Consider the following 5,000-nt stretch of genomic DNA (forward strand, 5'->3'; position numbering starts at 1 on the left):
TCCCGATTGCCCCGTCCTGGCTGGGCCGAGGAGCGCAGACGTAGGCGGATCAGGGATCGCGCTTGTCTGAGCGAAGCGAGTTTGCGCGAGACCCCGCCGTAGTCGAGCACCGCAGGTTGCCCGAAGCGAAGCGTAGGGACCCAGACTGCGGGTCGCCTTTTCTTTGSTKACTTTCTTTTGGCGAAGCAAAAGAAAGTGAGTTGCTGCCGGCAACCCCGGCCAGCAGAATTCAGCACAACCTCAGCATCGAGAACAAGCAGAGCCTAGAGAGAAATCGATCTAAAGCATCTCATCCGGCGCAAACGGCCCAATCACCTTGAGCATCAACTTCAAACCCCAACTCGCATCAGGCTCGACCCTCGAATCCTTGAGCTGCGACCCCTGAGGCGCGCGCCAGACCATCTGGCCTTCATCCAGTTCCACGCGGTAGGCTCCCGTGGACAGGGTCGGCTCGATCAGGCGCGTGGCTTCGGCCGAGATGGCGCGGTTGCGGATGACGATGGCGACTTCGCTGTTCTGCAGCTGGGAACGCAGGTCCAGGTTCATGGAGCCGACCACCAGCAGCCGGTCGTCCATCACCACTACCTTGGAATGGAGGCTGGCGCGGGAGCCGCTGGTGGAGCCGCCCGTGGAGCCTCCGCCCAGGGCCGAGGAGCCGAAGCTTGAGAAAGAGCCTTCCTGTTCGGCGCGCATTTCATACAGCTCTATGCCCAGGTCCAGCAATGCCTTGCGGTAGCGCGCATAACCGACGTGTGCGGCGGGCGCGTCGTTGGAGGCCAGCGAGTTGGTGAGCACGCGCACGCGCACGCCGCGCTGGCGCAGGTCGGCGAACTGTTTCATCATGCGTTCGCCAGGCACGAAGTAGGGCGAGACGATGAGCAGATTGCTTTTGGCCTGCGACATCAGCTGCAGCAGCCCGTCCACGGTGGTGTCCTGGGATTCGCCGGTCGTGTCGGCGTCGGCGGCGATCTTGGACGCTTTGTCGACCAGCAGGATGGACGGCGCCCAGGTCCAGGTCAGCAGGCGCAGGTCGGTCGAGTCGGGCAAGGCGGCGGCCGCGGCGACGGAAGCCGCGGACGCATTCGATTCGGCGATGGCGGCCTGCGTGGCGGTCGCCAGCGCCGCGGGGTCTTCCCGGTTGAGGTTGACGGGCTGTGCGCCGGGCGGTGGCCGTTTCAGGGCCTCTATCTCCCCGGCGGTCATCAGCGACTGCACCGGATAGGCCAGCGGATTGTTCCAGTACTGGTCAAAACTCGCGGACAGGTCGCGCGCGATGCGGCCTGCCGCGATCACATCGATGTCCACAAAATTGGTCCCCTTGCTCTGGCCGAAATAGGTCTCGCCGAGGTTGCGGCCGCCGGTGATGGCGACGGCGTTGTCGGCCACAAAAATCTTGTTGTGCATGCGCCGCTGCAGGCGCGCGGCATCCTTGAGGTTGCTCAAAATGCGCAGCATCATGGAGCCGCGGCCGCCGGGCAGGGGGTTGAACAGCCGCAGCTCGAAGTTTTTCTCGAAGGCAAGCTTGAGCACCTGGGCGTTCTTGCCAGAGGTGTTGAAGTCGTCCAGCAGGATACGGATGCGCACGCCGCGGCCGGCGGCCTCGCGCAGGGCCTCGAACATGCGTTCGGTGGTGTCATCGGCAAAGATCGCGTAGTACTGGATGTCCAGCGTTTTCTGCGCGGCCTTGATCAGGGTCATGCGGCTGGTGAATGCCAGTTCGGCATCGCCCACCAGCGCGAAACCGGAATCGTTGCGGGTGCCGGCTTTGGCGGCGCGGGCGGCCACCAGCGCGCCCAGCCGGGTTTCCGAAGGATTGGCCAGGGCGGTGGACACGGGTCGCTCAACTTCGCTGGGCAGTGAGGCGCATCCGGTGATCCACAGGCTCAGGAACAGCAGGAGCAGCCAGCGCGAGCTCCCGGTGGAATGAAAAACCGGGGAGTAAGAAGGCGTGCGGCCGGCGGCAACAGGTGTCAGCATGATGCTGGTCACTGTAGCGTAAGCCCGTGTATTTACGCCCTGTGAAATCGGCGTTTCCGCCCACTCTTTCTGTAGGCGCCCGGCTTGACAGCGCGGCCGGTGCCTGTGGATCCGGCCCGGCCCTGAATCAGGAGGACAGGGTTTCCCAGCGCTGCAGCGCGGCCATCAGTTCTTCCTCAATCTTGCTGTTGCGCGCATTGAGTTCGGCCGCCCGCTTGGCATTGGTGGTGTAAAGCGTGCCGTCGTACAGCTCCTGCTCTATCGCCTTTTGCTGTGACTCCAGCTGCTGGATCAGCGCCGGCAGGCCGTCGAGTTCGCGCTGCTCCTTGTAGCTGAGCTTCTTTTTCGCGGCGGCCTCGCCCGTGCCTGCTTCCTTTTTGGGCTCACCGCCGGATTTGCCGGAAGGTTTGGGCACGGAAGCCGCGGGCTTGGCGCTGCCGGTGATCTGCGCCGCGCGTTTGGACTGGGTGATCCAGTCGGTCACGCCGCCTTCGTATTCGCGCCAGAAGCCTGGGTTCTCGGGCGTGCCTTCATAGGCGATGGTGCTGGTCACCACGTTGTCGAGGAAACGCCTGTCGTGGCTGACCAGGAAGACCGTGCCTTCGTAGTTCTGCAGCAGGTCTTCCAGCAGCTCCAGCGTGTCGATGTCCAGGTCGTTGGTCGGCTCGTCCAGCACCAGCACGTTGGCCGGCCGCGCGAACAGGCGCGCCAGCAGCAGCCGGTTGCGCTCGCCGCCCGAGAGGGTGCGCACCGGCGAATTGGCGCGCGCGGGCGAGAACAGAAAGTCGGTCAGGTAGCTCTTGACGTGTTTTTTCGCGCCGTTGATCTCGACCCATTCGCTGCCGGGGCTGATGAAATCTTCCAGCGTGGCGTCCAGGTCCAGGCTGTCGCGCATCTGGTCGAAGTAGGCCACCTGCAGGTTGGCTCCCTGGCGGATCTTGCCGGGTGGCGTGGTCACATCGGGCTGCAGCTCGCCCAGGATGAGCTTGAGCAGCGTGGTCTTGCCGGCGCCGTTGGGGCCCAGCAGGCCGACCTTGTCGCCGCGCAGCAAGGTGCCGGTGAACTTGTTGACGATGATTTTTTCGCTGCCCGGGTGGCCGAAGCTTTTGCTCACGTCGGTGAGTTCGGCGACGATCTTGCCGCTTTTCTCGCCGCTGGAGACATCGAGGTTGACGCGGCCGACGGCATCGCGCCGGGCCGCGCGGTTGTCGCGCAATGCTTCGAGGCGTCCTATGCGGGCCACGCTGCGGGTGCGGCGCGCTTCCACGCCCTTGCGGATCCAGATTTCTTCCTGGGCCAGCAGCTTGTCGGCCTTGGCGTTGATGACGGCTTCCTGCGCCATCTGTTCTTCTTTTTGCACCAGGTACTGGGCGAAGTTGCCGGGGTAGCTGTTCAGCTTGCCGCGGTCCAGTTCGACGATGACGGTGGCGACCTGGTCCAGGAAGGCCCGGTCATGGGTGATGGTGATGATGCTGCCGTTGAAATTGACCAGCAGTTCCTCCAGCCAGGCGATGGAATCCAGGTCCAGGTGGTTGGTCGGCTCGTCAAGCAGCAGCACGTCGGGCTTGGCGACCAGCGCCTGGGCCAGGGCCACGCGTTTTTTGGTGCCGCCCGAAAGCGAGCCGACGATGGCGTCCTTGTCCAGGTGCAGGCGGTGCAGGGTTTCCTCGACGCGCTGCTCCCAGGTCCAGCCGTCCAGCGCCTCGATTTCCGATTGCAGGGCGTCGAGGTCGGTGTTTTCGTCGGCCGCCAGGTATTGCTCGACCACGTGGCGGGTGCGTGCCAGGCCGGCGCTGGCCGCGATGAAGACGGTGGCGTGCGGATCCAGGCTGGGCTCCTGCGGCACGTAGGCGATGCGCAGGTTTTGCTGCAGCTGCAGCGTGCCGTCATCGGGTTTTTCAAGGCCGGCGAGGATTTTGAGCAGGGAGGACTTGCCGGTGCCGTTGCGGCCGATCAGGCCTATGCGCTGGTTGCTCTCAAGGGAAAAATCTGCGTGATCCAGCAGTGCGACGTGCCCAAAAGCCAGTTGGGCGTTCAGTAAGGTAATAAGTGCCATAAGGGGGCAGATTATCCGCCGCCTCGGTGACGGCAGGCATTTCCCCGGCGCGGCAAGGCCATCCGGCAGGTGTGGGGACGGCGCGTGGCAAGCCTGCAACGACGGTGGTGGCGCCGCCCTATCGCCTGCCGGAGCTCGTCTATATAGTCTTCATTCCGGCGACGCATCGCTGAGGGAGGCTTCGTGGAACTGCAAATCAACGGCCAGATCGTCCAGGCCGACGCCGACGCCGGCATGCCCTTGTTATGGCTGCTGCGCGACGTGCTGAACATGACCGGCACCAAGTTCGGTTGCGGCGTGGCGGCCTGCGGGGCCTGCACGGTGCGGGTCGACGGCCAGGCGGTGCGTTCCTGCGTGGTGCCGGTGTCCGCCGTGCTGGGCAAGCGCATCCAGACCATTGAGGCGCTGGGAACGCCGGACAAACCCCATGCCCTGCAGCTGGCCTGGATCGCCGAGCAGGTGCCGCAATGCGGCTACTGCCAGTCGGGCATGTTGATGGCCGCCGCCGCCCTGCTCGACAAAACCCCCAGGCCGACGGACGCCGACATCGACGCGGCCATGACCAATATCTGCCGCTGCGGCACTTACCAGCGTATCCGCGTGGCCATCAAGCGGGCCGCCGGCATGGCGCCAGACGGCGCCGTGAGGAAAGCGAAGGCATGAAACGGCGAACCTGGCTGTTCAGCGCGGCGGGCTCGGCCGGCGCGCTGCTGGTCGGCTGGGGCATGTTGCCGGCGCGCTCCCGCCTGGGCAGCGCGGCACACCCCTGGCCTGCCGGCGCCGCGCCCGACCTTAGCGGCGTGGTGTTCAACGGCTGGATCAAGATACGGGCCGATGGCGGCGTGGTGCTGGCCATGCCGCGCAGCGAAATGGGGCAGGGTGTGCACACCGCGTTGGCCATGCTGGTGGCCGAGGAGCTGGATGTGCCGCTGGCGCGGGTCAGCTTGGAGCAGGCCGGCGCCGACGC

4 protein-coding genes (1 of these 4 running past the window's edge) are annotated in these 5,000 nt (G+C 65.2%); 2 read left to right on the plus strand and 2 right to left on the minus strand.

Annotated features, from left to right (window positions below; genetic code table 11):
- Positions 1-279: 279 nt before the first annotated feature.
- A complete protein-coding gene (locus tag AC1D1Y_RS20045; protein WP_477683885.1) occupies positions 280-1,977 on the minus strand; it encodes a phospholipase D-like domain-containing protein in 1,698 nt (565 codons plus the stop codon).
- Positions 1,978-2,104: 127 nt separating this feature from the next.
- Positions 2,105-4,033: an ATP-binding cassette domain-containing protein gene (locus AC1D1Y_RS20050; RefSeq protein ID WP_477683886.1), complete on the minus strand. Its 1,929-nt coding sequence runs from the start codon at positions 4,031-4,033 to the stop codon at positions 2,105-2,107.
- A 183-nt stretch (positions 4,034-4,216) separates the two neighbouring features.
- Between AC1D1Y_RS20050 and AC1D1Y_RS20055 the strand changes: the two genes are divergently transcribed.
- Together AC1D1Y_RS20055 and AC1D1Y_RS20060 are read left to right on the plus strand one after the other, a co-directional pair.
- Positions 4,217-4,696, plus strand: coding sequence for a (2Fe-2S)-binding protein (locus AC1D1Y_RS20055; protein WP_477683887.1), 480 nt, complete (start codon positions 4,217-4,219; stop codon positions 4,694-4,696).
- Positions 4,693-5,000, plus strand: the start of a protein-coding gene (locus AC1D1Y_RS20060) for a xanthine dehydrogenase family protein molybdopterin-binding subunit (RefSeq protein ID WP_477683888.1). The gene runs 2,005 nt beyond the window's last position; only the first 308 of its 2,313 coding nucleotides appear in the window; it begins with the start codon at positions 4,693-4,695; its stop codon lies off the right edge, out of view. Before AC1D1Y_RS20055 ends, AC1D1Y_RS20060 begins: the two co-directional genes overlap by 4 nt.

It is taken from the genome of Polaromonas sp. P1_G1 (assembly GCF_056405595.1).